Origin of the sequence: Phycicoccus sp. CSK15P-2 (assembly GCF_016888005.1) — a bacterium.
In the GTDB taxonomy this organism is placed as follows: Bacteria; Actinomycetota; Actinomycetes; order Actinomycetales; family Dermatophilaceae; genus Phycicoccus.
On sequence record NZ_JAFDVE010000011.1, the window covers coordinates 90154 to 117014 of the forward strand.

At 73.7% G+C, this 26861-nt stretch carries 22 protein-coding genes; 8 read left to right on the forward strand and 14 right to left on the reverse strand.

What is annotated here, in order from left to right; genetic code table 11:
* Positions 1 to 10 precede the first annotated feature (10 nt).
* Both ctaD and coxB read right to left on the reverse strand, forming a co-directional pair.
* The gene (gene ctaD / locus JQN72_RS07360; protein ID WP_239100306.1) at positions 11 to 1759 is read right to left on the reverse strand and encodes a cytochrome c oxidase subunit I; all 1749 of its coding nucleotides are present in this window, start codon (positions 1757 to 1759) and stop codon (positions 11 to 13) included.
* 25 nt (positions 1760 to 1784) lie between these two features.
* Positions 1785 to 2678 (reverse strand): cytochrome c oxidase subunit II, encoded by an 894-nt coding sequence (gene coxB / locus JQN72_RS07365; RefSeq protein WP_204134517.1) that lies wholly within the window; start codon positions 2676 to 2678, stop codon positions 1785 to 1787.
* Between the two features lie 90 nt (positions 2679 to 2768).
* On the opposite strand from coxB, the gene JQN72_RS07370 reads away from it, so the two are divergent.
* Entirely contained in the window at positions 2769 to 3944 is a 1176-nt protein-coding gene (locus JQN72_RS07370; RefSeq protein WP_204134518.1) for an aminotransferase class V-fold PLP-dependent enzyme, read from the forward strand.
* Positions 3941 to 4204 carry a sulfurtransferase TusA family protein gene (locus JQN72_RS07375; RefSeq protein ID WP_204134519.1) on the forward strand — a complete coding sequence of 88 codons (264 nt, stop codon included), beginning with the start codon at positions 3941 to 3943 and terminating at the stop codon, positions 4202 to 4204. The genes JQN72_RS07370 and JQN72_RS07375 overlap by 4 nt, the downstream gene beginning before the upstream one ends.
* On the opposite strand, the gene aat is transcribed toward JQN72_RS07375, so the two are convergent.
* From aat to JQN72_RS07395, 4 genes are all read right to left on the reverse strand, one after another.
* Positions 4144 to 4827 (reverse strand): leucyl/phenylalanyl-tRNA--protein transferase, encoded by a 684-nt coding sequence (gene aat, locus JQN72_RS07380; RefSeq protein WP_204134520.1) that lies wholly within the window; start codon positions 4825 to 4827, stop codon positions 4144 to 4146. The genes JQN72_RS07375 and aat overlap by 61 nt on opposite strands.
* A gap of 53 nt (positions 4828 to 4880) precedes the next feature.
* Positions 4881 to 5864 (reverse strand): carbohydrate kinase family protein, encoded by a 984-nt coding sequence (locus JQN72_RS07385; RefSeq protein WP_204134521.1) that lies wholly within the window; start codon positions 5862 to 5864, stop codon positions 4881 to 4883.
* A gap of 78 nt (positions 5865 to 5942) precedes the next feature.
* The gene (locus tag JQN72_RS07390) at positions 5943 to 6314 is read right to left on the reverse strand and encodes an iron-sulfur cluster assembly accessory protein (protein ID WP_204134522.1); all 372 of its coding nucleotides are present in this window, start codon (positions 6312 to 6314) and stop codon (positions 5943 to 5945) included.
* A 173-nt stretch (positions 6315 to 6487) separates the two neighbouring features.
* Positions 6488 to 7654, reverse strand: a complete 1167-nt coding sequence (locus JQN72_RS07395; RefSeq protein WP_204134523.1) for a glycerate kinase — start codon at positions 7652 to 7654, stop codon at positions 6488 to 6490.
* A gap of 62 nt (positions 7655 to 7716) precedes the next feature.
* Here JQN72_RS07395 and nadA point away from each other — a divergent pair, with 62 nt between their 5' ends.
* Positions 7717 to 8913, forward strand: coding sequence for a quinolinate synthase NadA (gene nadA / locus JQN72_RS07400; RefSeq protein WP_204134524.1), 1197 nt, complete (start codon positions 7717 to 7719; stop codon positions 8911 to 8913).
* Positions 8914 to 9034: 121 nt separating this feature from the next.
* Here nadA and JQN72_RS07405 read toward each other — a convergent pair whose 3' ends face one another.
* The 3 genes from JQN72_RS07405 to JQN72_RS07415 form a co-directional block, all read right to left on the reverse strand.
* Entirely contained in the window at positions 9035 to 10603 is a 1569-nt protein-coding gene (locus JQN72_RS07405) for a SulP family inorganic anion transporter (protein ID WP_374190881.1), read from the reverse strand.
* 257 nt (positions 10604 to 10860) lie between these two features.
* Positions 10861 to 11904: a glutathione S-transferase family protein gene (locus JQN72_RS07410; RefSeq protein WP_204134525.1), complete on the reverse strand. Its 1044-nt coding sequence runs from the start codon at positions 11902 to 11904 to the stop codon at positions 10861 to 10863.
* Between the two features lie 13 nt (positions 11905 to 11917).
* Positions 11918 to 13279 (reverse strand): dipeptidase, encoded by a 1362-nt coding sequence (locus tag JQN72_RS07415; RefSeq protein ID WP_204134526.1) that lies wholly within the window; start codon positions 13277 to 13279, stop codon positions 11918 to 11920.
* A gap of 93 nt (positions 13280 to 13372) precedes the next feature.
* Between JQN72_RS07415 and JQN72_RS07420 the strand changes: the two genes are divergently transcribed.
* On the forward strand, positions 13373 to 13951 hold the full coding sequence (locus JQN72_RS07420; RefSeq protein ID WP_204134527.1) for a DUF3043 domain-containing protein: 579 nt from the start codon (positions 13373 to 13375) through the stop codon (positions 13949 to 13951).
* A 7-nt stretch (positions 13952 to 13958) separates the two neighbouring features.
* Here the strand turns inward: JQN72_RS07420 and JQN72_RS07425 are convergent, their stop codons facing one another.
* The 3 genes from JQN72_RS07425 to gcvT all read right to left on the reverse strand — a co-directional run bounded on the left by JQN72_RS07425 (position 13959) and on the right by gcvT (position 18771).
* The gene (locus JQN72_RS07425) at positions 13959 to 17174 is read right to left on the reverse strand and encodes a hypothetical protein (RefSeq protein ID WP_204134528.1); all 3216 of its coding nucleotides are present in this window, start codon (positions 17172 to 17174) and stop codon (positions 13959 to 13961) included.
* Positions 17175 to 17449: 275 nt separating this feature from the next.
* On the reverse strand, positions 17450 to 17671 hold the full coding sequence (locus tag JQN72_RS07430; RefSeq protein WP_204134529.1) for a hypothetical protein: 222 nt from the start codon (positions 17669 to 17671) through the stop codon (positions 17450 to 17452).
* The gene (gcvT, locus tag JQN72_RS07435) at positions 17668 to 18771 is read right to left on the reverse strand and encodes a glycine cleavage system aminomethyltransferase GcvT (RefSeq protein WP_204134530.1); all 1104 of its coding nucleotides are present in this window, start codon (positions 18769 to 18771) and stop codon (positions 17668 to 17670) included. Before gcvT ends, JQN72_RS07430 begins: the two co-directional genes overlap by 4 nt.
* Positions 18772 to 18827: 56 nt before the next feature.
* Here gcvT and JQN72_RS07440 point away from each other — a divergent pair, with 56 nt between their 5' ends.
* Positions 18828 to 20354 carry a leucyl aminopeptidase gene (locus JQN72_RS07440; RefSeq protein ID WP_204134531.1) on the forward strand — a complete coding sequence of 509 codons (1527 nt, stop codon included), beginning with the start codon at positions 18828 to 18830 and terminating at the stop codon, positions 20352 to 20354.
* 31 nt (positions 20355 to 20385) lie between these two features.
* On the opposite strand, the gene JQN72_RS07445 is transcribed toward JQN72_RS07440, so the two are convergent.
* A complete protein-coding gene (locus JQN72_RS07445; protein WP_204134532.1) occupies positions 20386 to 20712 on the reverse strand; it encodes a hypothetical protein in 327 nt (108 codons plus the stop codon).
* Positions 20713 to 20871: 159 nt separating this feature from the next.
* Between JQN72_RS07445 and lpdA the strand changes: the two genes are divergently transcribed.
* From lpdA to JQN72_RS07460, 3 genes are read left to right on the forward strand one after another with little or no spacing between them, the layout of a single operon-like run.
* Positions 20872 to 22254 (forward strand): dihydrolipoyl dehydrogenase, encoded by a 1383-nt coding sequence (lpdA, locus tag JQN72_RS07450; RefSeq protein ID WP_204134533.1) that lies wholly within the window; start codon positions 20872 to 20874, stop codon positions 22252 to 22254.
* 39 nt (positions 22255 to 22293) lie between these two features.
* A complete protein-coding gene (sucB, locus tag JQN72_RS07455) occupies positions 22294 to 24243 on the forward strand; it encodes a 2-oxoglutarate dehydrogenase, E2 component, dihydrolipoamide succinyltransferase (protein ID WP_204134534.1) in 1950 nt (649 codons plus the stop codon).
* 12 nt (positions 24244 to 24255) lie between these two features.
* Positions 24256 to 25146, forward strand: a complete 891-nt coding sequence (locus JQN72_RS07460) for a TIGR01777 family oxidoreductase (protein ID WP_204134535.1) — start codon at positions 24256 to 24258, stop codon at positions 25144 to 25146.
* 53 nt (positions 25147 to 25199) lie between these two features.
* Here the strand turns inward: JQN72_RS07460 and JQN72_RS07465 are convergent, their stop codons facing one another.
* Positions 25200 to 26786, reverse strand: coding sequence for a protein kinase (locus tag JQN72_RS07465; RefSeq protein WP_204134536.1), 1587 nt, complete (start codon positions 26784 to 26786; stop codon positions 25200 to 25202).
* Positions 26787 to 26861: the final 75 nt, after the last annotated feature.

Genomic DNA, 26861 nt, shown 5'->3' on the forward strand with positions numbered 1-26861 from the left:
GCGCGCATGGTCAGTCCTCCTGGGTGCTGTCGACCATCGAGGCATCCCCGATGTCGGCCGGGCCGAGTGCCGAGACGAGGGCGTGCTCCTTCTGGGCCCGGGCGTCCGGGTGGTGCGTCCCGGGAGGCGCGGCCTCCGGGTGGTGCAGGTCGAAGGCCGGGCGCTCGGAGCGGATCCGCGGCATCCGGTCGAAGTTGTGCCGCGGCGGCGGGCAGGACGTGGCCCACTCCAGCGATCCGCCGTAGCCCCACGGGTCGTCGGACTGCACGAGGGGCGCGGTGCGGGACGTCTTCCAGACGTTGTAGAAGAACGGCAGCATCGACGCCCCGAGCAGGAACGCCCCGATCGTGGAGATCTGGTTGCCGACCGTGAAGCCGTCCTCGGGCAGGTAGTCGGCGTATCGCCGTGGCATGCCCTGCGCGCCCAGGACGTGCTGGACGAAGAACGTCGTGTGGAAGCCGAGGAAGAGCATCCAGAAGTGGATCTTGCCGAGCTTCTCGTCGAGCATCCGCCCGGTCAGCTTGGGCCACCAGAAGTAGAAACCGGCGAACATCGCGAAGACGACGGTGCCGAACACGACGTAGTGGAAGTGGGCGACGACGAAGTAGCTGTCGGAGAGCTGGAAGTCCAGGGCCGGGCTGGCCAGGATGATGCCGGTCAGTCCCCCGAAGAGGAACGTCACGAGGAAGCCGATCGCCCAGACGAGCGGTGTGGAGAACTCGAGCTTCCCGCCCCACATCGTGCCGATCCAGTTGAAGAACTTCACCCCGGTGGGCACCGCGATGAGCATCGTCATGATCGCGAAGAAGGGCAGAAGGACCTGTCCGGTCGCGTACATGTGGTGCGCCCAGACCGAGACCGACAGCGCCGCGATCGCGATCGTCGCGTAGACGAGGGTCTTGTAGCCGAAGATCGGCTTGCGGGAGAACACCGGCAGGATCTCGGAGATGATGCCGAAGAACGGCAGCGCGATGATGTAGACCTCCGGGTGCCCGAAGAACCAGAAGATGTGCTGCCACAGCAGGGCGCCGCCGCTCTCGGGCGCGAAGATCTGGGCCCCGAAGCGGCGGTCCGCACCGAGCGCGAACAGCGCCGCGGCGAGCGCAGGGAACGCGATGAGCACGAGGATCGAGGTCACGAGGACCGTCCACGTGAAGATCGGCATCCGGAACATCGTCATGCCGGGCGCCCGCATGACGAGGATGGTCGTGATGAAGTTGACGGCACCGAGGATCGTGCCGAAACCACCGAGGGCGAGACCGAAGACCCAGAGGTCACCGCCGACGCCCGGGCTGTACGTGGCGTCGGACAGCGGCGCGTAGGCGAACCAGCCGAAAGCGGCCGCACCCGTCGGTGTGAGGAAGCCGGCCCCCGCGATGAGCCCGCCGAAGAGGTACAGCCAGTAGGCGAACATGTTCAGCCGCGGGAACGCGACGTCCGGCGATCCGATCTGCAACGGCATGAGCGCGTTCGCGAAGCCCGCGAACAGCGGCGTCGCGAAGAGCAGCAGCATGATCGTGCCGTGCATCGTGAAGAGCTGGTTGTACTGGTCCGGGTTGTCGACGAACTGCAGGCCGGGCTCGGCGAGCTCGGCGCGGATGACCAGGGCCATGAGCCCGCCGACGAGGAACCAGACGAACGAGGTGATGAAGTAGAGGTTGCCGATGACCTTGTGGTCGGTGGTCGTCATCCACTTGACGACGAGGCTGCCCTTGCTCGTCGACCGGGTGCGCCCGGCCGTCGTCGACTCGCGGAGCATCTGTGCGTCGGAGGCGGCGCTCATGTCAGTTCCCTCCCTCGGCAGTGACGTCCTGGCCGTCCATCAGCTGCTCGCGGTTGAGTGTGTTGTTGAGCAGGCCGGTCTGGTCCGCGGCGCGCAGGTCGGCCATGTGGGCGTCGTACTCCGCACGGGAGACGACCTTGACGTTGAAGAGCATCTGCGAGTGGTAGGCGCCGCAGAGCTCGGCGCACTTGCCCTTGAACTGCCCCTCCTGGGTGGGGACGACCTGGAAGCGGTTGACCCGGCCGGGGACCATGTCCATCTTCTGCAGGAACGCGGGGATCCAGAAGGAGTGGATGACGTCGCGCGACGTGAGCACGAACTCGGTGCGCTCGTTCACCGGCAGGTAGAGCGTCGGGATGGTCTCCTCGGCACCGGGCTCGCCGGTGAGGATGGCCTGGGTGCCGACCTCGTGCACGTCGTCCTCGAGGTAGTTGAAGTCCCAGCTCCACTGCTTGCCGACGACGTTGACCGTGACGTCGGGCTGCTTCGAGGTGTCGATGAGCGCGGCCTCGTCCCGGGCCGTGTAGTAGAAGAGCACGATGACCATGAGCATCGGCACGGCCGTGTACAGGATCTCGATCGGGATGTTGTAACGGAGCTGGACGGGCAGCTCGGTGTCGTCCTGCTTGCGGCGGTAGGCCACCATGCACCAGACGATGAGGCCGATGACGAGCAGGCCGACCCCGATCGCCGCGATCCAGGCGCCGATCCACAGGGAGGTGACCCGCTCGCCGCCTTCGGTCACCGCGTGCGGGAGCCATCCGGTGGAGACGTCACCGCGCAGGTCGGCGCTGGCACATCCCGAGAGGGAGGCGACGGCCAGGCCTCCGGCGAGGGCCAGGACGCCGGAGCGGCGCCCGTCGCGACGGGGCGAGGTGAGGTCGTGCTGGCGCACCGCTGCACCCTTCGGGTCGGGAGTGGACGATCGGTGAAAACCCTACTGCACCCCACCTGGGTCGGACACGCAGGGGGCTACCGTTCAGGCGTGGCGCACGGCACCTTCGACAGCCCTCGCGGCGACCCCTCGACGGATACCCCCCGGGGCGTTCTGGACGCGGCTCCCGGCCCGCTGCACCCGGCCGCCGGGCAGACCCTCGCCGCGGCCTCCCGGGTCTCGTGGGCCGACCCCGTGCGGCTCCACGCCCCGGGACGGCGCTCCCGGGCGCTCCTCGACACCGCCCGCGCGGTCCTCGCCGAGGCCCTGGAGGTCCGGCCCGAGGACCTCTCCGTGCACCCGACCGCGGAGGACGCCCTCGCCGTCGGGCTGGACGGTCTGCGGCACGCACGCCGGAGGGTCGGCCAGCGCGTCGTCGCGTCCGCCGTGGAGCGCTCGGTCGTCCTGCTGCGCGGCGACGTCGAGGACCCCGTGCCGGTCGGGCCCACCGGACGGGTCGACGTCGCCTCGTTCACGGCGCAGGTCGCCGAGCCCGGCGTGGCCGCCGCCGTCTCCCAGACGGCGAACGGCGAGGTCGGGACCCACCAGCCCGTCCTCGATCTCGCCCGGGCTGCCGCGGACGCCGGCGTGCCGCTGCTCGTCGACGCCACCGCCTCCCTCGGCCGAGACCCCCTCCCCGGCGTGGGTGACGTCGTCGTGGCCGACGCCGCGGCCTTCGGAGGTCCGCCGCTCGGACTGCTCGCGGTGCGGCCCGGGACCCGCTGGGGGCTGCCCGGGCCCCGCCGCGAGGCCGAGCACGGTCGTGCCCTCGCCACACCGTGGGTGCCGAGCGTGCTCGCCGCAGCGGAGGCCTGGCGACAGGGCACGGCATCCCACCGCACCGACGCCGAGCGGGCCCGGGTGCTCGTCTCGCGGGTGCGCACCGCCGCCGCGGCGGTCCGCGACGTCGAGGTCGTGGGCGACCCCGACGCCCGCCTCCCCCACGTCGTGACCTTCAGCGTCCTGCTCGCCGACGGCGAGGTGCTCGTCGAGGAGCTGGCCCGGCGAGGGCTCGCGGTCGGGTCCGGCTCGGCCTGCACGTCGAGCGCGCTGCGGCCGAGCCACGTCCTCGCCGCCATGGGGGTGCTGACCCACGGCAACGTCCGGGTGACGCTGCCGCTGGAGTCGGTGTGCCCGGACCGCGAGGAGGACGTCGACCGGCTCTGCGCCGTCCTCGCCGAGGTCGTAGCCGCGGTCCGCGAGCGGCTCGGGACCGCGGACCTGTGAGCAACCCGGAGGTCGTCGACGCCCGCGGCACGCGCTGCCCCGTCCCGGTGGTCCGGGTCGCCCGCGCGGCCCGCTCCCTCGCACCGGGCGAGGTCGTCGTGCTGCTCGCCGACGACGAGGCCGCCCGCTCCGACGTCCCGGCCTGGGCCCGGATGCGGGGGCACGGGCTCACCGTCGAGGACGACGGCACGTGGACCCGTTACACCGTCCGGGTCGCGGGGACGACCTCCGACGGCTCCGGCGAGGCGAGGTCGACCTGAGGGGCGCCGAGCGCCTCGCGCAGCCGGTCGAGGTAGACCTCGCGCGGCCACTCCTCGGCCCCGAGCCGACGCAGGTGGTCGGTGGCCCACTGGACGTCGACGATCCGGCGCGGGTCGCCGTCGGCATGGAAGCGGTGGACGAGCCCGACGAGCGCGACCTTCGACGCGTCGCGGACCCGGTGGAACATCGACTCCCCCGCGAACAGCCCGCCGACGGACACGCCGTACAGCCCGCCGACGAGCTCGTCGTCCTGCCAGACCTCGACGCTGTGCGCCCAGCCGAGCTCGTGCAGGCGTCCGTACGCCGCCTCGATCTCGGGCGTGATCCAGCGTCCCGAACGGGAGGGGTCGGCGCAGGCCGAGACGACCTCACCGAACGCGCGGTCGACGCTCAGCCGGAACCGGCCGAGCACCTTGCGCAGCGACGGGCGGACCCGCAGCCCGCCGGCCGGGATGACACCGCGCGGGTCGGGCGACCACCAGCCGACCGTGCCGTGCCCGTCCGGGCCGAGCCCCATGGGGAACAGCCCGAGCCGGTAGGCCTCGAGCAGGGTCCCGGGGGCGAGGTCGGCCCCGGCCGCGACGAGGTCCTCGTCCGGCGCCCCGCGGGCTGCGTCGAACATCCACGGGCTGGGCGGGGGCTCGGACGGTGGGTACACCACGGTGCGCCCCGGCGTCAGGGCTGGGTGCACCGCACGAGCGGGGCGATCTCCGCCGCCGCCTCGGCGCCGTAGGCCGCGGTCAGCCGGTCCACGAAGGACGCCTGGGTCACCGTGTACTCCTGGGTGCCGACGGTCTCGAGGACGTGGGCGGCGAGGACCGAGCCGATCTGCGCGCACCTCTCGTGGCCGAGACCACCGGCGAGCCCGACGAGGAACCCCGCCCGGAAGGCGTCGCCGACGCCCGTGGGGTCGACACGCTCCACCTCGCCGGCCACCGGGACGTGGATCTCGTCCTCCCCGCGGGTGCGGATGACCGCGCCCTCCTTGCCCAGGGTGATGACGCGCGTCGTGACCCGCTCGTCGATCTCGTCCTGGGTCCAGCCGGTCTTCGTCTCCGTGATGTGCGACTCGTACTCGTTCGTGAAGAGGTAGTCGGCGCCGTCGACGAGCTGGCGGATGAACGGGCCGTCGGCGAAGGCGAGCTGCTGCGAGGGGTCCGCGACGAACGGGATCCCCCGGCCACGGCACTCGTCGGTGTGCCGGAGCATCGCCTCCGGGTCGTCCGGGGCGACGAGGACGAGGTCCAGACCCCAGCGCTCGTGGATCGGGCCGAGCTCGATCATCCGCGCCTCGCTCATCGCCCCCGCGTAGAACGTGGCGATCTGGGCCATGTCGTCGTCGGTCGTGCACACGAAGCGGGCGGTGTGCTGGGTGTCGGAGATCCGGACGTGGTCCGTGACGACCCCGTGCCGGGAGAGCCAGCTGCGGTACTCGGCGAAGTCCTCGCCCGCCGCGCCGACCAGGACCGGCCGGTTGCCGAGCACGGCCATCCCGAAGCAGATGTTCCCGGCGACGCCGCCGCGGCGGATCTCCAGCCGGTCGGCGAGGAAGCTGACCGAGATCTTGTCGAGCTGCTCGACGACGAGGGAGTCGGCGAACCTCCCACGGAAGGTCATGAGGTGGTCGGTGGCGATGGACCCGGTGACGGCGATCTGCACGGGACGCAACCTACCCGCACCGCGGACAGCGACGGGCCCGGGCCACCGCTGGGGTGGCCCGGGCCCGTGTCGCGCGGCTCAGCTGAAGCTGTCGCCGCAGGCGCAGGAGCTGCCGGCGTTGGGGTTGTCGATCGTGAACCCCTGCTTCTCGATGGTGTCGGAGAAGTCGATGGTCGCGCCGTCGAGGTAGGGGCTACTCATCCGGTCGACGACGACCTCGACACCGTCGAAGTCGCGGACGAGGTCGCCGTCGAGGGTGCGCTCGTCGAAGTAGAGCTGGTAGATGAGACCCGAGCAGCCGCCGGGCTGGACGCCGACGCGCAGGCGCAGGTCGTCGCGTCCTTCCTGCGCGAGCAGGGACGCGACCTTGGACGCGGCGATGTCGGTGAGGACGACGCCGTGCGTGCCGACCTCGGGGGTGGCCTCGGTGGTCTGGAGCTGGTCGCTCATGGAGGTCTCCTCGAACGTTCGTGGGCGGTACACCGGCGGGCGTGCCGCGGGGTTCAACCGACGGCCGGCCTCCGGTGTTCCCGGACGTCTCCACTGTACGTCGGGCTCGGGACGCGCAGGGTCCTGGCCCCGCGGCACGGCGGGGCGCGGCCACGCGGGCTCCCGTCCTGGGGTCAGCGTGCGGGTGACCAGGTCCGGGCCACCCGGGCGGTCCGCGAGCTCAGCGTCGCGACCGGGTCGGCGACCAGGGCGTCGAGCTCGCGGGAGTGGTCGGCGACCGCGTAGCAGCCGGCCAGCCCCAGCGACATCGTCTCGCGCCGGCCGACGAGGCACTCCCCCGCGACGGCGACGACCGGCCGCGCCGTGGCCATCGTCGCCTCCGCGACCCCCGAGACGACCGAGCCGCGCAGGGTCTGCCAGTCGATCCGGCCGGTGGCCGTGACGACGAGGTCGCTGCCCGCGGCCGCGACCTCGAAGCCCGTGACGCGCAGCACCTCCGAGACCGCCCCGGTCACCCGTGCCCCGAGGAGGAGCAGGGCGTAGCCGAGCCCTCCCGCGGCGCCGGCCCCCGGCTCGCGGTCGAGCCGGCGGGGTCGCCCGGTGAGGAGGTCCGTGGGTGCCGGGAGCAGGGTGCGGCCCACGACGTCGGTGAGGTGGCCGAGGGCTCCCTCCAGCTCCTGGGCCTGCTCCGGGGTGGCCCCTTTGCGAGGGGCGTCGGCGGCGCTCGTCCCGGAGAGCCCGAGCAGCGGGGTGTCGTCGTCCGTCGCGAGGACGAGGTCGACCCCGGAGAGCCGGTCCATGACTCCCGCGAGGCCGAGGAGCGCGTCGTCCGGCGCACCCCGCAGGGCCAGCCCGCCGCGGGCGAGGACGGAGGCGGGCCCGGCCCCGAGCGCGGCCAGCATCCCGGCTCCGCCGTCGTTCGTCGCGCCGCCCCCGACCCCGACGACGACCCGGGTCGCCCTCTCGCCGATGGCGGCGTCGAGGAGCTGGCCGACACCCCACGTGCTCGTCACCGTGGGGTCGCGCTCGTCCGCGCCCAGCAGGTGCAGGCCGCTCGCCTGGGACGCCTCGACCCACGCCGTGCGGCGACCGGGCTCGTCGACGAGGAGCACCGCGGCGGGCACCTCCCGGCCGAGCGGGTCGCTGACGGTCACCGCGACCGTCGTCCCGCCGAGGGACTGCTGTACGACGTCGAGGAAGCCCGGCCCACCGTCCGAGAGCGGCAGGGTACGGACATCGTCGTGCGGCGCGCCCTCGGCCCAGCCGCCCGCCATGGCCTCGGCCACCTGTGTCGCGCCGAGGGTCGAGCCGAAGGCGTCCGGAGCGATGAGGACCCGCACGCAGCGAGCGTATCGGGCGAGGTCGGACCCGGGCCGCTGGACCGGCGGCATACGATCGGGGCGTGACGACCACAGCCGACACGCCCCGGCACACGCCGCTGCCCCTCCTCGTCCTCGGTCACGGCCGGGACCTCGAGAGCGAACGGGGCGTCGAGTGTCCCGGGGACCTGCCGGCACCGTCGGACCCCTCGCTCGTCGCACGGGCACGGGCCGCCAAGGAGGCGCTCGGCGAGCGGGTGTTCGTCCTCGGCCACCACTACCAGCGCGACGAGGTCATCGAGTTCGCCGACGTCACGGGCGACTCCTTCAAGCTCGCGAAGGAGGCCGCGGCCCGGCCCGAGGCCGAGTACGTCGTGTTCTGCGGCGTGCACTTCATGGCGGAGTCGGCGGACATCCTCACGGCCGACACCCAGACCGTCGTCCTGCCCGACCTCGCGGCGGGCTGCTCGATGGCCGACATGGCCGCCGTCGACCAGGTGCAGGAGTGCTGGGAGCAGCTCGTCGAGGCGGGCGTCGCCGACCGCACGGTCCCGGTGACGTACATGAACTCCTCGGCGGCCATCAAGTCGTTCACCGGCCGGCACGGCGGGACGATCTGCACGTCGTCGAACGCGAAGACGGCGCTGTCCTGGGCCCTCGAGCAGGCCGGGGACGGGGGCAAGGTGCTGTTCCTCCCCGACCAGCACCTCGGCCGCAACACCTACGCGCGCGACCTCGGGCGACCGCTCGAGGACTGCGTCGTCTGGGACCCGCACAAGCCGATGGGCGGGCTCACCGTGGAGCAGCTACGGGACGCGACGATGATCCTGTGGCGCGGACACTGCTCGGTGCACGGGCGGTTCACCGTCGACGCCGTCGAGGCGGCGCGGCGCGAGATCCCGGACGTCAAGGTGATCGTCCACCCCGAGTGCCGGCACGAGGTCGTCGAGCTCGCCGACGAGGTCGGCTCCACCGAGAAGATCATCAAGACCGTCGCGGCGGCCCCGGCCGGCACGTCGTGGGCCGTCGGGACCGAGCTCAACCTCGTGCGTCGGCTCGCCGCACAGTTCCCGGAGCAGCGGGTCGTGTTCCTCGAGAAGAACGTCTGCTACTGCTCGACGATGAACCGGATCGACCTGCCGCACCTCGTGTGGGCGCTGGAGTCGCTCGTCGAGGGCCGGGTCGTGAACGCCATCCGGGTGGACGAGGACACCGCGCACTGGGCGCGGGTCGCGCTCGACCAGATGCTGGCCCTGCCCGGCGAGACCGCCAAGGACTGACCTCCACCTCTTCTCGCCCGGCGCCCGCACCATTTTCGCCTGATGCCGGAACCTGGGGTCGGGCACCCCGAAGTTCGGGGTGCTCGACCGAACCTTCCGGCACCAGGCGGGAGAGCCGGGGTCAGTGGGCGCCGGTGAGGTGCCCGGCGAGCCGCTCGTGGCGGTCGAGGCTGTGGCCGTCGAGCCCCATGACCTCCGCGGTCTTGCCCTTCTGGGCGTACCGGTGGACGACCGCGTCGAGGGCCGCCACGCTGGAGGCGTCCCACACCCGCGCCGCCGTCAGGTCGATGACGACGCGCGCCGGGTCGCCGACGTAGTCGAACTGGGTGACGAGGTCGTTGCTCGACGCGAAGAACAGCTCGCCCTGCACCGCGTAGACCTTGGTGTCCGCGACGTCGGTCGGCACCTCGACGACGTTCGTCAGGTGCGCGACCCGGCGGGCGAAGAGGACCATCGCCGCGAGCACGCCGACCCCGACGCCGATCGCGAGGTTGTGGGTGAGCACGACGACGGCGACGGTCGTCACCATGACGGTCGTCTCGCTGCGCGGCATCCGCCGCAGCGTCGACGGCCGAACGCTGTGCCAGTCGAAGGTGGCGACCGACACCATGACCATGACGGCGACGAGGGCCGCCATCGGGATGAGGCCGACGAGGTCACCGAGGACGACGACGAGCACGAGCAAGAAGACGCCGGCGAGGAAGGTCGAGATCCGCGTCCGGGCGCCGGACGCCTTGACGTTGATCATCGTCTGGCCGATCATCGCGCAGCCGCCCATCCCGCCGAAGAAGCCGGTGACGAGGTTGGCGACGCCCTGACCCCACGACTCGCGGGTCTTGTTCGAGTGGGTGTCGGTGATCTCGTCGACGAGCTTGGCCGTCATGAGCGACTCCATGAGGCCGACGAGCGCCATCGCGAGCGCGTACGGCGCGATGACCCGCAGCGTCTCGAGGGTGAACGGGACGTCAGGGAGCACGAGACCGGGCAGGCTGTCCGGCAGCGCCCCCTCGTCGCCGACCGTCGGCACGGCGACGGCGGCCGCGACCGTGACGACCGTGAGGCCCACGATCGCGACGAGCGGGGCCGGCACGGCGGTCGTGACCCGCGGGAGCAGGACGATCACGGCGAGTGCGACGGCGACGAGCGGGTAGACGAGCCATGGGACGTCGATGAGGTGCGGCAGCTGTGCCATGAAGATGAGGATGGCCAGCGAGTTGACGAACCCGACCATGACCGAGCGCGGGACGAAGCGCATGAGACGGGCCACGCCGAGCAGCGCGAGAACGACCTGGATGAGGCCACCGAGGACGACCGTCGCGAGGAGGTAGTCCAGGCCGTGGTCACGCACGACCGGCGCGATGACGAGGGCGATCGCCCCGGTCGCGGCGGAGATCATCGCCGGACGGCCGCCGAGGAAGGCGATGGAGACGGCCATCGTGAACGAGGCGAAGAGGCCGACCCGAGGGTCGACCCCGGCGATGATCGAGAACGAGATCGCCTCGGGGATGAGCGCGAGCGCGACGACGAGACCGGCGAGGACCTCGGTGCGCAGCTTCGCGGGCGAGCGCAGGGCGGCCAGGACCGAGGTGGTCTCCTCCTCGTGGGAGAAGCGGGCCGGCTCGGTGGTTGCGGCGGCAGGGGCAGGACGGGACACGAGTGCTCCGGGGTCGGGGGTGGTCGCCTCGGGCACGCCGAGGCAGGCCCCGCACGACACCGGGCAGGACGAGAGGTCTCAGGGAACGCGTCGGCGCGGAGCGCGCGCGTGTCGTTCATCGTACCGGCGGCGCCGCAGCGCACGCCAACCCGCCGCGCCGGCTCGGCCCGGACGGACGACCCCCGTGGAGCTTTCTCGCCTGATGCCGGAAGCTCCGGTCACGCACCCCGAACGTCGGGGTGCCCGACCCGACGTTCGGGCATCAGGCGAGAAAGTCGGGGTCCGGGGAGGGGTCAGGACGGGTGGACGAGGCCGTCCACGCCGACGAGGAGGTTGTGCGCCGGGTCGACCCGCTCGCCCTCGGGCGGCGGGCCGGGGGGCGTGCCGTCACCGAACGGCCGGCCCCCGAGGGCCTCCCGCCCGTGCGGGGTGCCCCAGCCGGTGGGGTCCGGGCCGAGCGGTACGACGCCGGTCGGGTTGATGTCCCGGTGCACCTCGTAGTAGTGGCTCTTGATGTGGGCGAAGTCCAGCGTGTCGCCGAACCCCGGGGTCTGGAACAGGTCACGCGCGTACGCCCACAACACCGGCATCTCCGAGAGCTTCTGCCGGTTGCACTTGAAGTGGCCGTGGTAGACGGCGTCGAAACGGGCGAGCGTCGTGAAGAGCCGGACGTCGGCCTCGGTGACCGTCTCCCCCATGAGGTAGCGCCGGTCGGACAGCCGCTCTCCCAGCCAGTCCAGGGCGTCGAACAGCCGGGCGTAGGCGTCCTCGTACGCCTTCTGCGTCCCGGCGAACCCGCACCGGTACACGCCGTTGTTGACCTCGGTGTAGACGCGCTGCATGACGTCGTCCATCTCGTCGCGCAGCGCCTCGGGGTAGAGGTCCGGCGCGCCGTCCCGGTGGTGCTCCGCCCACTCCCCCGACAGGTCGAGTGTCATCTGGGCGAAGTCGTTCGTCACGACCTTCCCGGACTCCACCTCGACCAGCGCGGGCACCGTGATCCCGCGTTCGTAGTCCGGGAACCGCTCGAGGTAGGCGTCCTTGAGCCGCGGGACGCCGAGCACCGGGTCGACCCCGCCCTGGTCGAGGTCGAAGGTCCACGAGTCCTCGTCGTGGGTGGGCCCGCAGACACCCATCGACAGGGCGTCCTCGAGACCGAGAAGACGCCGCACGATGATCGCCCGGTTGGCCCACGGGCACGCCCGGGCCACGACGAGGCGGTACCGGCCCGGCTCGACCGGCCACTCGCGCTCCCCGGCGCCACCGGCGGTGACGCGGTCCTCGATGTACGTCGTGTCACGCTGGAAGTCGTCCTCGACGTAGCTTCCCTGGGCCATGGTGTCTCCTTCGTCAGTGACGCATCGCGCCGAGGCGTGCCAGCAGCACGGCCTCCGCGACACAGACCTTCTCGAACTCCTCGAGGTGCAGCGACTCGTTGGCGCCGTGCGCGCGGGTGTCGGGGTCCTCGACCCCGGTGACGAGGATCGCCGCCTCGGGGAACCGCTCGGCGAACGCGGCGACGAACGGGATCGACCCACCGACGCCGATGTCGACCGGCTCGGTGCCCCACGCGTCGGTGAACGCCGTCCGGGCCTGGTCGTAGACCGGACCATCTGCGTCGGCCGCGAAGCCGAGCCCTTTCTCGTCGAGCTCGACGTCGACCCGGGCCCCCCACGGCGCGTGGGCCAGCAGGTGCTCGCGGAGCAGCTCGTACGCCGCGAGGTCGTCCTGGTCGGGCGCGAGCCGCATCGAGATCTTGGCCCGGACGGAGGGGACCAGGGTGTTGGAGGAGCGCTCGATGCTCGGGGCGTCGATCCCGATGGTCGTGACGGCCGGACGGGTCCACAGCCGGGACAGCAGCGAGCCGCTGCCGATGACCTCGACCCCGTCGAGCAGGCCGGACTCGGCGCGCAGCCGCTCCTCCGGGTAGTCGAGGTCGGCGGCCTCTCCGGCGGACAGCCCGGCGACGGCGACGTCGCCGGCGTCGTCGTGCATCGTCGCGAGGAGCCGGACCAGGGCCATGACGGCGTCCGGCACCGCGCCCCCGAACATCCCGGAGTGCACGCCGTGGTCGAGCGTCGTGACGGTGACGACGACGCGGATCATGCCGCGCAGGGTCGTCGTGAGGGCCGGGACGCCGAGGTCCCAGTTCATGCTGTCGGCGAGGACGATGGCGTCCGCGCGCAGCCGCTCACCGTGCCGCTCGAGGATGGTCGGGAGCGAGTCGCTGCCGATCTCCTCCTCGCCCTCGACGAAGACGGTCACGCCGACCGGGAGGTCGTCGCCGTGCGCCCGCAGCGCGGCGACGTGCGCCATCACCCCGGCCTTGTCGTCGGCGGCGCCGCGCCCGTAGAGGCGGCCGTCGCGCTCGGTGGGCTCGAACGGCGGGCTGTCCCACAGCGCGTCGTCGCCGGGCGGCTGGACGTCGTGGTGGGCGTAGAGCATGACGGTGGGCGCACCGGCAGGAGCCGCCCGGTGTCCGATGACGGCCGGACGCCCGCCCTCGCGGACGATCTCGACGTCGAGGCCCTCGGCGCGCAGGAGCGCGGCGGTGGCCTCGGCACTGGCCTCGACGTGGGCCTGGTCGAAGGCGTCGAGGGACACCGACGGGATGCGGGTCAGGGCCTCGAGGTCGGCGCGCACCTGCGGCATGAACTCGTGGACCCGTGCGCGCACGGCCTCCACCCGGTCGGTCGTCAGCTCGTCGGTCACGTCAGCCGACCCTACCCATCGCCGGGGAGCGTCGGGCACGGCCGGGTCCGAGCCTGGACAGGCCCTCGCCGCCGAGCACCTAGACTCGTGGCCGTGTTCGGACGTGGCAGGACCGGTGACGAGGCTCCCGAGGTCGAGGAACGGCAGGAGCGCGACGGCGCGAAGAACCGCCCGACCCCCAAGCGGCGCGACCAAGAGGCCGCGCGCAAGCGCCCCCTCGTCGTCACCGATCGCAAGGAGGCCAAGCGCCAGGACCGCCTCAAGCGGCGTGAGCAGCTCGCCCGCACCCGGCGCGCCCTGGAGACCGGCGACGAGGCGCACCTGCCGCCCCGCGACAAGGGGCCGGTCCGCCGCTTCATCCGCGACTACGTCGACGCCCGACGCAACATCGCCGAGCTCCTCCTGCCGGTCATGCTCGTCGTCCTCGCCCTCAGCCTGGTCCGCAACCAGCTCGTGTTCTCGATCAGCGTGCTGCTCACCTGGACCTCGGTGTTCGTCGTCGCCGTCGACACCTTCCTCATGTGGCGCGGCCTCAAGCGGAAGGCGGTCGAGAAGTTCGGCGCCGACGCCCTGGGCCGGGGCAGCGGCTACTACGCCGTGCTCCGGGCCTTCCAGATGCGCCGGCAGCGGATGCCCCGGGCGCAGGTCGAGCGGGGCCAGTACCCGACCTGACCGTCGGTCATCCGCCGGTGCGCGCCTCCCGCGCGAGGCACAGGGCGGACAGCATGGTCCCGTATCCCCGGACGGCCAGGGGTGAGGCGTCGCGCCGGCTCCGGTCCCCGCACCCGCTGCTCCCCCCGTCCCGTGGCAGGACGTCGGGCGAGGTGTCGACCACGGGCTCGGCGCCGCACTCCACCTCCGAGACCGGCGGGACACCGGACCGGGCCACCTGGTCGTCGCGGGCACAGGTGAGGCCGTCGAGGGACTGCTGCGAGAGGACCCAGCCGAGGGGGGCGGCGATCGAGGGGCGGGTCGGTTGGAAGAAGACCTTGGCCACCGGACCGCGCCAGGTGTCGAGCGCCGCGCAGACCTCGGGCGGCTCGCTCTCCGGCCCCGTCCCGCATCCGGGGACGACCTGGTCGGTCCCCAGCGTCGCGGCGACACGGTGCAGCTGGGCGTCGGTGGACGACAGCGCGGCCCGGGCCGCTCCCTGGGTGACGAGCGGGACGAGGGCCTCGTTCCTGGCGCCCGGGGCCTCGACCCGGAGGTCGCTGCCGGAGCCGTTGTCGAGGTAGAGGACGACCGGCAGGACGAGGGCATCCCCCGACCCGGCGAGCACGGCCGCGTTGTGCGCCCGCACGACGGGCAGCCACCGTGACGCGAGGTCGACGACGGTCCCGATGCCGTCGTTGTCGGCGTAGCCGCCGTCGACGATCTGCTGAGCGTCGGGGTCCGGCTCCCCGGGCGCGCACCCGCTCGTCACGACGCCGGACGGCGTGACGTACGGGAACCGCGAGGCGAGCAGCGCCACGGTGCTGGCCCGCAGCGTGGGTGGCGGGCCCGTGCACCCCGACCGCAGGGTGGGCAGGAGGTCGACGCTGCCGGGTGGCGAGGTGGGCGTGCGGCAGTCGCGCGGGACGGCGTCGGGGTCGAGCGCCGCCTGGCTGAGGAGCGTGCGGCATCGCGTGGCCACCGATGTCGAGTTGAGGACCAGTGCCCCCGTCACGCGGCCGGTACCGACGTCGAGGAACGGCCGGTCCAGACCGGTGACCGCGCGCTCCCACTCGCGCTCGACGAGGCCGGCGCGGTCGACCCAGCCGGGCTCGTCGGCCGGGAACGGGACGCCGGCGACGGACCGGACCGGGTCGCGGACGAGCAGGCCGGCCATGGCGACGCCCAGGGCGTCCGGACCGGCCATCCGGCGCACCGCCTCGAAGGCCGCGCCGTCGTCGGTCGCGGCGGTGACGGTGAGCCCGACCGCGCCCCCGCTGGCCCCCGACGACATGAGGGCCTCCCCGCAGGGCCCACCCGCCTCGTGCAGCGCGTCGGTGCCGAGGGCCGTCCACGCGGCGGCCCTGATGCCACCGCCCTCGGCCGCGAGCAGGAAGAGCGGGCGGACACGGTGGGGTGTGCCGGGCAGGGGCGCACCACACGTGGGGTCGGCCAGGAGACCACGGGCACGGTCGTCGAGGCCTGGCCGGTCCGCCACGGTGCGCGAGCCCGGCGGGGCCTCGGCCAGAGTCCGTAGTCCGTGCACCCGCGCGTCGCTGCCGGTGAGACCGATGCCGGCGGCGGTGGCGACGACGAGGGTCATCACCGGTGCAGTACGCAGCACAGGGGTCCCCGGGCGGGACAGGAGGTCGGGTGCTCCGCCGCCCTGCAGCAGCAGCACCGTGGCACCGAGCGGGACGGCGACCGCGGTGACCGCGAGGAGCACGACCTCGATGACCCCGAGGTGCGTGACGAACGACCGCGGCCGCAGGCCCAGGGCGACGAAGAGGGAGACCCCGCCCACGAGGAGCGCCCAGCCGACGGCACGGGCCCGGCCTCGGGCGGCCGGGTCGAGCTCCGCGCCCGGGGTGAGCGCGACGAGGAGCGCAGGATGGGCGAAGCGGGCGAGGGCCTGCCCGACGAGCAGCGCGGCGGGCCAGACCACGAGAGCCCCGAGCAGACCGACGAGGAGGCACGCCAGCGACCAGCCGCGCTCGCCGAGCGCGACGGGCGCGGCGAAGGAGCGGACCAGCCCGAGCGCCGGGATAGCGAGGACGAGCACCGCGACGACGTCGCCGACGACCCGCACGGTGCGCGCCGACTCCCGGGTGGCCGGACGCAGGTACCTGCTCCACAGGACCCCGCCGCCGGCCCACCGCAGCAGCACCGAGCCGAGCCACAGCACCCAGGGGACGAGCACGGAGACCGCGAGGCGCGCGAGGATGACGTCCGCGTCCTCGACGACCAGCACGGACACCCCGGCGCCGACGAGGAGCGCCGCGCCGGTGACGAACCACGGGAGGAGCGCCGGGCGGCGGTAGGGCGCCGCGTCCGGCAGGACCTGCATCGCGACGTAGTGGCTGCGCAGCCGGCCGACGACCGCGACGACCATCATCACCACCGCGGTGAGCGTGCCCGCCATGGTGAGGCGCGCGCCGGCGGCGCCGTCCGCCCAGCGCCGGTGGACGTCGGGCATCTGGTCGAGAATGTCCGCCCCCGAGGCGAGCCCCAGCGCGGCGAACGGCACGACGACGAGCAGCGAGAACCGATGGGTGTACAGGCCGGACAACACCTGGCGCCCCACCCCGGGCGGGGTGGCGGGCTCGCCGGGCTCGTAGGGCGTCGGATGGTCCGGGCCGCGTAGGAGGTCACGGGCCTGGCGCCGCCCGACGACCGCGGCGAGGGCCGCGAGGGCGAGGCAGAGCCAGGTGGCCCGCGAGGCGGTGACGAGCAGGTCCGGGTCACCGCCCGCCAGGCCCAGCAGGAGACCCGACCCGGCGAGGTCCGCGCCCGCACCGAGGGCCACGAGGACCACCGCAGCGACGGTCCAGCCCCTCCCGTCCGCGACGGCGAGCGCCCGGCGGCCGAGGAGCAGGACGGCGGCCAGGCCGTACAGCAGGGCGAACACGACGTCGACGACCGCGTACGCGGTGACCCATCCGTCGAGCGCCGGCCTGGTGGAGGCGGCTCCGGCCAGCGCGGTCCACGTGGCGACGAGCTCGCCGCGCGGGGTGGTCAGCGCCCCCGGGCCGGTGAGGGTCGTCAGGGAGGCGGACTCACCGTCGAGGACCACCTGCGCGACGAGCCCGGCCAGCTGGGCCAGCCCGATGAGAGCGGCCGTCAGGGCGCAGGCCCATGCCCCCGCGGCGGCCACCGTCCACGACGGGAGGGAGGCACGGAAGTCCTCTCGACGCTCCTCCTCCGTGCGGGACTGCAGCAGCGTCGTCGCTCCGAGCGATGTCATGTCGTTCCTACTCTGCCGGTCTCAGCGATGCCGGCACGTTGGAGCGTCGCTGCGACAGGGCGTCAGCACCTACGGCTCCACGGTGGGGTCACCCCGACGCTCCTGATCCTGCAGAACATCGCCCGTCATCATCGGCAATTCCCCGCACGGAGGTCTTGGGGAAATACTGAGGATGCCTTCCACACACATTCCTCAGAACTGTGGCCGGTTCCAGACCATGGGCGAGCGGGGTGGGCGCTCGCGCGGTGCGGTGGGTGGCGCCGGTGCGACACCCCTCAGGGAGGATCGGCTGGTTCGAGGCCCATCGGGCCGTAGACGACCTCACCGTCGCGGAGGAGGGTCACCGTGGCCACGCCGGCGCCGGCGAGCTCGCGCCACACCTCGCCCAGCCAGCTCTCGGCGTCGGACTGGGTGGGGAACGCCGTCGCCGTCGCCGGCTCCGCGGTGACCTCGGCGCCGTCGGGTCCGGCGTAGGACCACGTCCACTGCTCGCTCACGACGACCGCACCCCCGTCTCGACGAAGGGCGGTTTGGTGACGGTGGCGGCGACCTCCCGGCCCCGCACGTCGATGACGACCTCGTCGCCGAGGGCGACCGAGCGGTCGAGCAGCGCCAACGCGACGCCCTGCTTCCGGGTGGGCGAGAACGTCCCCGACGTGACCTCCCCGACCACCCCGCCCGAGGCGTCCGTGACGGCACAGTGCGCACGGGGGATGCCCCGCCCGGTGACGACGAGCCCCCGAAGGAGCCGGGTCTCCTTGGCCGCACGCTCGGCGGTCAGCGCCTCCCTGCCCCAGAACGACTCCTTGTCCCAGCCGACGGCCCACGCCGCACCGGCCATCACCGGCGTGATGTCGAGCGAGAGGTCGTTGCCGTGCAGCGGGTAGCCCATCTCGGTGCGCAGCGTGTCCCGCGCGCCGAGCCCGGCCGGCAGACCGCCCTCGGCGGCCACGGCCTCGGCGAGGGCGTCCCACAGCGCCGCGGAGTCGTCCCACGCGGGGACGAGCTCGTAGCCGCGCTCCCCCGTGTAGCCGGTGCGGCAGACGATGACCGGTCGGCCCTCCCACTCGGTCTCGACGAAGCTCATGTAGTCGTGGTCGACGGGCAGCCCCAAGCGGGTGAGGACCTCGTCCGAGCTCGGCCCCTGCACGGCGAGCACGCCGTACCCCTCGTGCAGGTCCTCGACGCCCACGCCCTCCGGCGCGGCCGCGGCAAGCATCCGGACGACCTCGGCGGTGTTCGCGGCGTTCGGGACGAGGAAGACGTCGTCGTCGCTGCGCAGGTACTGGATGAGGTCGTCGACGACGCCGCCGGTCTCGGTGCAGCACATGGTGTACTGCGCCTGGCCGGGACCGATCCGACGCAGGTCGTTGGTGAGGCACGCGTTGACGAGGTCCGCGGCCCCCGGACCGGAGACCCGCGCCTTGCCGAGGTGCGAGACGTCGAAGAGGCCGACCTTCGTGCGCACCGCCGTGTGCTCCGCGACGACGCCGCCGCCGGGGTACTCCAGGGGCATCGACCAGCCCCCGAAGTCGGCCGTCCTCGCGCCGAGGGCGACGTGCCGGTCGTGCAGCGGCGAGAGCTTGGGGTCGGTCATGCCAGGCACCGTACCGCGGGTCGTGGACACCCACCGGCCCGGATAGTCTGCCGAGCATGACTGCGCTGTCCGTCTCGACCAAGACCGCCTCAGACCTCCCCGTGGACACCCTCGTCGTGGGGTCGGTACGGACCGACGACGGAGCCGCCCTCGCGGCGGGGCACGGCCTGCCCCGCAAGGCGGTCGTACACCTCCAGGCCGTCCTCGCCGACCTCGAGGCCACCGGGGCGCCGGGCGAGGCGCACCGGGTCGTCGCGGTCCCGGGGGTCAAGGCCACCTCGGTCGTCGTCGCCGGCCTCGGGGACGGCACGGCGCGCACGACCTCGTTCGGCGCCGACGCGCTCCGGGACGCCGCTGGGCACGCGCTGCGCTCGGTCCGCGGCAAGAAGACCGTGGCGGTCGCGCTGCCCACGCCGGACGCCGAGAGCGTCGCGGCCGTCGCGGACGGCGCGTTCGCCGGCTGCTACCTCTACGACAAGGCGGCGCCGCTCGCCGGACGCAGGGCCCGCAAGGGCGGCACCGCCCCGGGTGCCGGTCCCAAGGTGACGGTCGTGTCCGGTGCCGGCCAGGGCAAGGCGGTCCGGGAGGCCGTGAGCCGTGCGGGCGTCGTCGGCGCGGCCCGCGACTGGGCCCGGGACCTCGTCAACACCCCACCGAACCTGCTCTACCCGCAGTCCTTCGCGGACGCCGTCAAGAAACGTGCCTCGGCGTCGAGCGCAAAGATCTCGGTGTCCGTCCTCGACGAGAAGGCGCTCGCGAAGGGTGGCTTCGGCGGCATCGTCGGCGTGGGGCAGGGCTCGGCCAACCCGCCGCGCATCGTCACGATGTCGTGGTCCCCGTCCGGTGCCAAGGGGTCGGTGGCCCTCGTCGGCAAGGGCATCACCTTCGACTCCGGCGGCCTGAACATCAAGCCGTCCACCGGGATGGTGACGATGAAGAGCGACATGGCCGGCTCCGCCGCCGTCGCGGCCACCGTCCTCGCCGCGGCCGAGCTCGGGCTACCGGTCGCCGTCACCGGCTACCTCTGCCTCGCCGAGAACATGCCCGGAGGCGGCGCCCAGCGGCCGAGCGACGTCGTCGTCATGCGCGACGGCACGAGCGTCGAGATCCTCGACACCGACGCCGAGGGCCGGATGGTCCTCGGCGACGGCATCTGCCTCGCCAGCGAGAAGAAGCCCGACTGGATCGTCGACATCGCGACGCTCACCGGCGCCCAGGTCGTGGCCCTCGGCGAGGAGGTCGCCGGGGTCATGGGCAACGACGAGGACTTCCGCGCGCGGGTCGTCGCGGCCGGGGCCGCCTCGGGCGAGGACTCCTGGGCCATGCCGCTCCCGGCTGCCCTGCGGGCCAAGCTGGACACCCCGACCGCGGACATCGCCCACAAGGGGGACCGCGACGGCGGGATGCTCACCGCGGCGATCTTCCTCGGCGAGTTCGTCGGCGAGGGCATCCCGTGGGCGCACATCGACATCGCCGGACCGTCGTTCAACACCAAGGCCGCCCGCGGGCGGGTGCCCAAGGGTGGGACGGGCTACGGCGTCGGGACCCTCGTCGGGCTCGTCGAGCAGCACGCCGGGCGCTGAGCCCCGCGGCGCCGCCCGGGCGCGGATGCCGTCAGCGGCCGTCCTGCTCGCGCTGCCGGGCCGTCCAGGCACGCATCCGGGCCGGGTACCCGGTGAGGTTGACGTCGTAGACCGGCACGTCGAGGTCGCGCGCGACGTCGAACGCCACCGGCCGCGACGGCAGGGCCCGCCGCGTCCACTCGCCGTCGTGGGCGATGAGCACGACGGTCGTCGCCGTGACGTGGGTGGCGGGCTCGACGTACGCCTCGACCCCCCTGCGGCTCCGCGCGAAGTCGGTGAGGTGCGACCGCGCGCTCGCGAGGTCGCTGCCGTCGTGGGGGTTCGCCGAGCGGCGGCGGCCCCGGGTCCAGAACGCCATGCCCACACGATAGGCGCTGCCGCTGACCGCGGGCTGACCACTCCGAGGATCCGCCTCGTGCCCGGATGCCGGGAGTGACAGGATGCGGGACGACGCCGGCGACGCCACCCCCGTCCGACGGCGCGGACCACGCCCTGCAGCGAGAGGAACCCGAACGCGATGTCGGCCACCGCCGAGACCAGCCATGACCTCGTCGTCCTCGGGGGAGGCAGCGGCGGCTACGCGTGCGCGCTGCGGGCCGCCGAGCTCGGCATGCGGGTCGCCCTCGTCGAGAAGGACCTCCTCGGCGGCACCTGCCTGCACCGTGGGTGCATCCCCACCAAGGCGTTGCTCCACGCGGCGGAGGTCGCCGAGGCCGCCCGCGAGGGCGACCGGTTCGGCGTCCGGTCGAGCTTCGAGGGCGTCGACCTCCCCGCTCTCACGACGTACCGCGAGCACGTCGTCGACCGGCTGTACCGAGGGCTGCAGGGGCTCGTGAGGTCTCGCGAGGTCGAGCTCGTCGAGGGTGAGGGCCGGCTCGACGGACCGTCCACGGTGGTCGTCGGTGACCGTCGCCTCGTCGGGCGGCACGTCGTGCTCGCCACCGGGTCGCGGGCCAGCACCCTCCCCGGGCTCGAGCTCGGCGGCCGGGTCGTGACGAGCGACGGCGTGCTCGGCCTCACCGAGATGCCGTGGCGCGTGGTCGTCCTCGGGGGCGGGGTCATCGGCGTCGAGCTCGCCTCCGTCATGCGCTCTCTCGGGTGCGAGGTAACGGTCGTCGAGGCCCTGCCGCGTCTCGTCTCCGCCGAGGACCCGGCGTCGTCGAAGGCCCTCGAGCGGGCCTTCCGCGGGCGCGGGATCGCAGTGCGCACCGACACCCGGTTCGAGTCCGCCACGCAGGACGACGACGGCGTCACGGTGCGGCTCGAGGGCGGGGAGGAGCTGCGCGGTGACCTGCTGCTCGTCGCGGTCGGACGCGGACCGGTGACCGAGGGGCTCGGCTACGAGGAGGCGGGGGTGACCCTCGAGCGGGGGTACGTCGTCACCGACGAGCGTTGCCGGACCGGGGTGGACGGCCTGTGGGCGGTCGGCGACATCGTCCCCGGCCTCCAGCTCGCGCACCGTGGCTTCGCCCAGGGCGTGTTCGTCGCCGAGGAGATCGCGGGCCTCTCCCCCGTCCCGGTCGTCGACAGCCAGGTCCCCAGGGTCACCTACTGCGACCCCGAGGTCGCGTCCGTCGGGCTCACCGAGGAGCAGGCGCGCGCCGAGCACGGTGACGCCGTCGAGGCCTACGAGTACAACCTCGCGGGCAACGGCCGGTCCCAGATCCTCGGCACCAAGGGCTTCGTCAAGGTCGTCCGGGTCACCGACGGGCCGGTCGTCGGCCTGCACATGGTCGGCTCGAGGATGGGCGAGCAGGTCGGAGAGGCCCAGCTCATCGTCGGCTGGGAGGCCTACCCCGAGGACGTCGCTCCCTTCGTGCACGCGCACCCGACGCAGAACGAGGCACTCGGCGAAGCCCACATGGCGCTCGCCGGCAAACCGCTGCACGCACACAACTAGAGTGATGACCGCCACCGCCCACGAAGGAGAGCAGCACTGATGTCGGAACGTGTACAGATGCCCGCACTCGGCGAGTCCGTCACCGAGGGGACCGTGACGCGGTGGCTGAAGAGTGTGGGCGACGAGGTGGCGGTCGACGAGCCGCTCCTCGAGGTCTCCACCGACAAGGTCGACACCGAGATCCCCTCGCCGGTGGCGGGCACGCTGCAGGAGATCCTCGTCGAGGAGGACGACACCGTGCCGGTGGGCGCCGATCTCGCGGTCATCGGTGACGGTGCCGAGTCCGGCGGCGGTGACTCCGGCTCGGCGGAGACCGGGGCGGAGGAGTCCGGATCCGAGGAGGCCGACTCGGACGCGGACGACTCCGGGGACGACGGCTCGGACGGGCCGGCGGACGAGGTCGAGGACCCGGCCGACACCGACGACGTCGCCGACGCGGGTGACGAGGGCGGGCAGGAGCCGGCCGAGCCCCAGGGCGGCGGTGGCTCCGGCGACAGCGGTGGCTCCGGCGACAGCGGTGGCTCCGGTGGCGGCGAGGGTACGACCGTGCAGATGCCGGCGCTCGGTGAGTCCGTGAGCGAGGGCACGATCACGCGGTGGCTCAAGTCCGAGGGCGACGAGGTCGCCGTCGACGAGCCGCTCCTCGAGGTCTCCACCGACAAGGTCGACACCGAGATCCCCTCGCCCGCGGCAGGCACGCTGACAAGCATCCTCGTCCAGGAGGACGAGACCGTCCCGGTCGGCGCGGACCTCGCGGTCGTCGGCGGGAGTGGGGGCGGCGGTCCGGCCGACGACGGGCAGCAGAGCGAGCCCGAGCCGGAGCCGGCCGAGGAGCCCTCCGCCGAGGACACCACCGAGGACTCCGGTGACGACGCGTCCGAGGACGAGGCGGAGGACTCGGCGGAGGGTGCCGAGGACGAGGACGGCGACGACGACACGTCCGACGAGGAGCCGACCGAGCGGGAGCCGAAGAGCGAGGCCCCGGCGTCGTCAGGCTCCACCGCGCCCCCGCGCCACGAGGACTCCGGCTCCGGCGGCGACGCCTCGGCCTACGTCACGCCGCTCGTGCGCAAGCTCGCCGCGGACCACGACATCGACCTCTCGAGCATCGAGGGCAGCGGCATCGGCGGACGCATCCGCAAGCAGGACGTCCTGGCCGCCGCCGAGGCCCGCAAGGCCCCGGAGCCGCAGCAGGAGAAGGCCCCGGCCGCCGCCCCTGCGTCGGGCGGGTCCACCTCACCGGCCGCGAGCAAGCCCTCCGTCGACACGAGCCGCCGCGGCTCCACGCAGCCGATGTCCCGGCTGCGCAAGACGATCGCGCGCCGGATGGTCGAGTCGCTCCAGGTCTCGGCCCAGCTGACGACGGTCGTCGAGGTCGACGTCACGCGCATCTCGCGGCTGCGGGACCGCTCGAAGAACGAGTTCGCCAGGCGCGAGGGCACCAAGCTCAGCTTCCTGCCGTTCTTCGCGCTCGCCGCGGTCGAGGCCCTCAAGGCCCACCCGATGGTCAACGCGAGCATCGAGAACGAGGCGGTCACGTACCACGCCGTCGAGAACGTCGGGTTCGCCGTCGACACCGAGAAGGGTCTCATCGTCCCGGTCGTCAAGAACGCGGGTGACCTCAACCTCGCCGGGCTGGCCCGGGGCATCGCCGATGTCGCGGAGCGGACCCGCAGCAACAAGATCACCCCGGACGACCTGGCGGGTGGCACGTTCACGATCACGAACACCGGGTCGCGCGGTGCGTTGTTCGACACCCCGATCATCAACCAGCCGCAGGTCGGCATCCTCGGCACGGGTGCGGTCGTCAAGCGCCCGGTCGTCGTCACCGACGAGGACGGCGGCGAGACGATCGCGGTGCGCTCGATGGTCTACCTCGCCCTGTCGTACGACCACCGGATCGTCGACGGCGCCGACGCGGCGCGCTTCCTGACGACGATGAAGCAGCGCCTCGAGGAGGGGGCGTTCGAGGCCGACCTCGGTCTCTGACGTCCGGCTCCCATGGCCCGGGTCGCCGTCACCGGTTCGTCCGGACTGATCGGTTCCGCGCTCGTCGCCGCGCTCCGTGAGCGCGGCGACGAGGTGGTGCGGCTCGTGCGCCGTGCCCCCTCGGGAGCGGACGAGGTCCGGTGGGACCCGGCCTCCCGGTACCTCGACCCGACCGTCCTCGACGGGGTCGACGCCGTCGTCAACCTCGCCGGGGCCGGTGTGGGCGACCGCCGGTGGACCCCGTCGTACAAGCACGAGATCCTCGCCTCGCGCACCGACAGCACGACGGCCGTGGCAGGAGCGGTCGCGGCCATGGACGGCCCGGTGCGGCTCGTGAGCGGCTCGGCCGTCGGCTACTACGGTGACCGCGGCGACGAGGAGCTCACCGAGCGCAGCGCACCCGGTGCGGGCTTCCTCGCCGACGTGACGCGCGCCTGGGAGGCCGCCACGCAGCCGGCCGTGGAGGCGGGGGCCCCTGTCGCGGTCGTCCGCACGGGCATCGTCCTGGCGCGCAAGGGCGGCGCGATGGACCGGCTGCTCACCCTCGCGCGGCTGGGGCTGGCCGGGCCGTTGGGTTCTGGCCGCCAGTTCTGGCCCTGGATCACGCTGCCAGACACGGTGGGGGCCCTGCTGCACCTCGTCGACCATCCGGAGGTCACCGGGCCGGTGAACCTCGCGGCGCCCTCCCCCGCCCGGCAGCGCGAGGTGGTGGCGGCCCTCGGCCGTGCCCTGGACCGCCCCGCCCTGCTCCCCGCGCCGTCCCCCGCACTCCGTCTCGTACTCGGGGAGTTCGCCGGGGAGATCCTCGCGAGCCAACGCGTCGTGGGCGAGGCCCTCGCGGCCGGCGGGTTCGCGTGCACCCATACGGACATCGACTCCGCGGCCGCCTGGCTCGTCGCCTGAACGGCCCGCGCCTCGTCGCCCCAGCGGCCGCCGGGCCACCGAGCAGCCGACGGTCACGCGCTCCGCAGGTCGGCCATCCGCCAGCCCCGCTCGTCACGGACCAGCTCGACGACCACCTCCTGGGCCGCCTGGGCCTCCCGGTGCGAGACCGCCGTGCGTCCTCCGGCGACCGCGTAGCCCGTGGTCCCGAGGCGGGCGCGCACCGTGGCGGCGGACTCGGCGGAGCGGACGACCCGGACCTCGGTGACGGTGTAGCGCAGCCCGTCGTACCGGAGCCCGGTACGTCTCAGCTCGGCCACCCCACGGGCGTCCCGCTCGAGCATCGGACCGGTCGTGAACGCCTCGCCGAGCTGCTCCGGGTCGGCCTCGGCCCAGGCCCGGGCGCGGGCGTCGGCGAGGGTGCGCAGGACGGCGTCCGGCCGGGCGTCGACGGCACGGTCGAGCCGCGGGTCGTCCCCGGGCGCAGACGCCTGCTGGGGCATGACCGTGGAAGTACCGGAGCCGGTCACCGCGGGAGCACCGGAGCTGGTCACCGGCGCCCGCACGGACACGGTCGGCTCCGCGGCGCGTGGCACCGCGAGCACGCCCACCACCGCCACGGCGGCGCCGAGCAGCGCCGCCGCGCCGACGAGCAGCGGCGACCGCCGGGTGCCGGCACCGTGCCGCGCCCTGCGGCGCGACCGCGGGCGCAGCCCGCGGACCAGACCGCCCGCCCGCTCGACCGTCGCCGCCGCCCGTGCCACGGGCGAGCGCCCGGACGAGGACGCGTCGTCCTCCGGTCCGTCCGGCGCCCCGGCCGCCGCCCGGAGCCGGTAGGTGACGCTGCTGACGTCGTCCGTCCCGTCGACGAGATGCAGCGGCGCGGCCTGCGCCGCCTCGAAGAGCGCCCACGCGAGGTCGTCCGCGGACGGCCGCTCCCGTGCCCGTGGCGCGACGGCGGACTCCACAACGGCGAGGAGGGGCGCCGCCCCCTCCCCCGCGCGGTTCACCTCGGCCAACGTGGGGCGCAGGCCGGGCGCCCCCGGTACCTCACCCGCCAGGCACATCCAGCCGAGCGCCCCGAGGGCGTAGACGTCGGCGGCCGGTGAGGGGTCCGCCCCGAGGAGGACCTCGGGGGCGAGGTGGCCCTCGGTGCCCCAGACGGGGGTGTCCGCCTCGCCGACGACCCGGCCGAGGCCGAGGTCGGCGAGCACGGGGCGGCCGTCGAGGTCGAGGAGGACGTTGCCCGGCGAGACGTCCCCGTGCACGACACCGGCCGCGTGCAGCCGGCCGAGCGCCGACGCGACGGGCGCGAGGACCGTGACGACCTCGCCCGGCGACAGGTGGCCGCGCGCGCGGACCAGTGCCGCGAGGCTGCCACCGTCGAGCAGCGGCATGACGAGGGCGGTGCGGCCGTCGGGGAGCGGCACGCAGGCCTCGACGGCGAGGACGTGCTCGCTCGCGACCCGGGCCGACACGGCGGCCTCGCGCACCGCGGCGTCGGTGAGCTCGGGGTCCGCTCCGGTGACCTTGACCGCGACCCGGCGCCCGTCGGCCTCGCGGACGGCCGCCCAGACCTCGCTCGTCGCACCCCGGCCGAGCACCGCACCCAGCTCGAACCCCGGTACGTCCGGCACCACCACGTCGGTCACGACATCCATGGAGCCAGCCTGCCGTGCTCCGCCGGACGGGCCGTGGAGTTGTCCACAGGCCCGTGGGAGCCCCGCCGCGTCCGG